Below are 3411 nucleotides of genomic sequence, written 5' to 3' on the forward strand. Positions count from 1 at the left end.
ACCCAGAAGAATCCGGATCCGAATCGAACAACGAACCCAGATCCCAACCCCGATCAACCGGAAAACCCGACACCGCATCCACACCATCACGCACCGATTCCCAGAACCCCTCCGGGGAATCCGCACCGGGGAAGCGACACCCCACACCCACCACCACGATCGGATCATCCGCCGAGATCACCGATCGGGCTCGGACCGGCACGGATTCGCGACCCAGCAGGTCCTCGCGCAGCCGCTCCGCGAGCGCCGCCGGAGTGGGGTGGTCGAACACCAGGGTCGCGGGGAGCCGGACGCCGGTGGCCGCCACGAGCCGATTGCGCAACTCCACCGCGGTGAGCGAATCGAAGCCGATCTCCTTGAAGGCGCGGGCCCCGTCGACGCCTTCGGCCGTCGGGTGGCCCAGAACCGCTGCCGACTCGGTGCGCACCAGTTCCAGCAGCACGCGCTGCCGCTCGGGATCCGGCAGCGCCACCAACCGGTCACCGAGGGAATCGCCCGCGTCGTCGCGCGCCGCCGCGGGTCGCGGCACGCGCACCAAGCCGCGCAGCAGCGCGGGCAGCTCACCGGCCCGGCGCCGCAGCGCCGCCAGGTCCAGGTGCGCGGCCACCACCACCGGCTCCGCCGACCGCACCCCCGCGTCGAACAGCGCCAATCCCTCGTCGACCGTCAGCGGGCGCACCCCGGCGGCGGCCATCCGGCTGCGGTCGGTCCCGGTCAACCGCCCGGTGAGGGCGGTGTCCTGCTCCCACAGTCCCCACGCCAACGACACCGCAGGCACACCTTCGGCGCGGCGGCGTCGGGCCAGCGCGTCGAGCGCCGCGTTCGCCGCCGCGTAGTTCCCCTGCCCCGGCGTACCGAAAATCCCCGCGCCGGAGGAGAACAGCACGAACGCGGTGATCTCCAGCGGGCGGGTGAGCTCGTCGAGCAGCATCGCCGCGTCGACCTTCGGCCGGAACACCGCCTCGATCCGGTCCTCGTCCAGTGCCGCGAGCACCCCGTCGTCGAGCACTCCGGCCGCGTGCACCACGCCGGTCAGCGGCCGGTCGCCGGGAATCGCGTCCAGCAGCACCAGCAGCTCCTGGCGATCGGCCACGTCGCAGGCTGCGATGGTCACCTGGGCTCCCGAACGGGTCAGCTCCGCGTGCAGCGCGTCCGCGCCGGGCGCCGCGGGACCCCGGCGGCTCACCAGCAACAGGTGGCGGACGCCGTGCTCCGAGACCAGGTGCCGGGCCAGCGCGGCACCGAGCGAGCCGGTTCCGCCCGTGATGAGCACCGTGCCCTCCGCGCTGAAAGGCTCACCGTCCGACCCGGCAGGCATTCGGGCCAGCCTCGGCGCCGACACGGCGCCGGACCGCACCCGGAGCTGCGGTTCCCCCGCGTCCCACACCGCGGGCGGCTCCACCTCGTCCGAGTCGACCAGCACGATCCGGTCCGGGTACTCGGCTTGCGCCGAGCGGGCGAGTCCGCAGGCAGCCGCGGCCGCCAGGTCGCCGTCCTCGGCGCGGCGGGTCACCAGCACCAGCCGGGAGGCCTCCAGCGCGGGTTCGGCGAGGAAGGCCTGGAGCACTTCCAGCACCCGGGCCGTCGATTCGCGCACCACTGCCGCGTCGACCGGTTCCGCACCGCTGATGTCGACCAGTACGGCGGCCGGCGCCGCAGCCCCGGAGAGCACCGATGCGGCGAGAGCGCGAACGTCCTCGACGCCCGCCAGCCACGGCGCTCCGGCCGTCGGCGGTGTCACCGGAACCGGCACCCAGTCGAGCCGGTACAGCGCGGCACCGCGCCGGTCGGCGCCGCCCAGAGCACCGGTGTCGATCGGCCGGAACACCAGGGAGTCCAACGAGGCAACCGGTGCTCCGGTGGCGTCCGCGAGTTCCAAGGACACCGATCCGTCACCGGTGCTCGCCCGAACCCGCAGCCGCGTGGCGCCCGAGGCGTGCAACGTGAACCGGTTCCAGGCGAACGGCAGCAGCACCGGTCCGTCGGCCGCTGAGCGCTCCCGCGCGACGATCGCGGTGGCGTGCAGCGCGGCGTCCAGCAGCGCCGGGTGCAACCCGAACCCGGCGGCGGCCCGGTGCTCTTCCGCGGGGAGCGCGACCTCGGCGAAGACCTCGCCGTCCCGCATCCATGCCGCCTGCAACCCGCGGAACACCGGCCCGTAGTCGTACCCGCGTTCTTCCTGGGACCGGTAGAAGTCCACCAGGTCCACGGGATCCGCTCCGGGCGGTGGCCACGGACCGGGGTCCGGGTCCGGCGGCGCATCGGCGAGCTGGGCCAAGAAGCCGGTGGCGTGCCGGGTCCACGCCGAGTCCCGCTCGTCGGGACGGGAATGCACGGTGACCGGCCGCCGTCCGGCTCCGTCCGCGCCGCTCACGGTGACCTGCACGCGGACCGCGTCCTGCGCGGGCACCACCAACGGCTGCTCCACGACCAGTTCGTCCACGATCTCGCAGCCCACCTCGTCACCGGCCCGAACCGCCAGCTCCACCACGGCCGTGCCGGGCAGCAGCACCGTCCCCGAGACCGAGTGATCGGCCAGCCAGGGGTGCGCGGCCAGGGACAACCGGCCGGTGAACACCGCGTCGCCGCCTTCGGCCAGCCCGAGGACCGCGCCGAGCAGCGGGTGATCGGCCTGGTCCACCCCGGCGGTCGTCACATCGCCCGCCCGGTCCGGTTCCTCCGGCCAGTACCGGGTGCGCTGGAAGGCGTAAGTCGGCAGATCGATGCGGCGGGCCGAGCCGTCGACGAACAACGTCGCGAAGTCCACCGGTGCTCCGTGCGCGTACGCCTCCCCCATGGACAGCACCATCCGGTCGAGGCCGCCGTCGTCGCGGCGCAACGATCCGACCGCCACGCAGTCCCGTCCCACGGCCGCCGCGCTGTCCTGCACGTTCATCGTCAGAACCGGATGGGGGCTGACTTCCACGAACAGCTCGAAGCCGTGCTCGGCGAGCGCCCGGACGCCCGCGTCGAAGCCCACCTGGTGGCGGAGGTTGCGGTACCAGTACTCGCCGTCCAACGAGGCGTCCCGCACCCAATCTCCATCCACAGTGGAATAGAACGGAATGTCCGGCGTGCGGGGACGAATCCCGGACAGCTCGTCCCGCAACCGGTCCCGGATCAGTTCGACCTGCGCCGAGTGCGAGGCGTAGTCCACCGGAATGCGACGCGCACGCACCCCGGCGTCCTCGCACTCCGCCAGAAGTTCCTCCAACGCCTCCGGCTCACCCGAGACCACCGTGGCGGACGGACCGTTGACCGCGGCCACACCCAACCGATCACCCCAACGCGCCGCACGGGCGAGCGCCTCCCCCTCCGGCTCCGCGATGGAGATCATCCCCCCCGAACCCGCCAAACACTCCCCCACCAAACGACTCCGCACCACCACCACCCGCGCACCATCCACCAACG

General features: G+C 73.0%; 1 protein-coding gene. It reads right to left on the minus strand.

Annotation, left to right across the window (positions count from 1 at the left end; genetic code table 11):
• A partial coding sequence (locus tag ACWD38_RS30220; RefSeq protein ID WP_450125440.1) for an SDR family NAD(P)-dependent oxidoreductase occupies window positions 1-3406 on the minus strand: 3406 nt, incomplete at its 3' end.
• Between the last annotated feature and the right edge of the window lie 5 nt (window positions 3407-3411).

The sequence above is a fragment of the Saccharopolyspora sp. NPDC002578 genome (assembly GCF_053592695.1).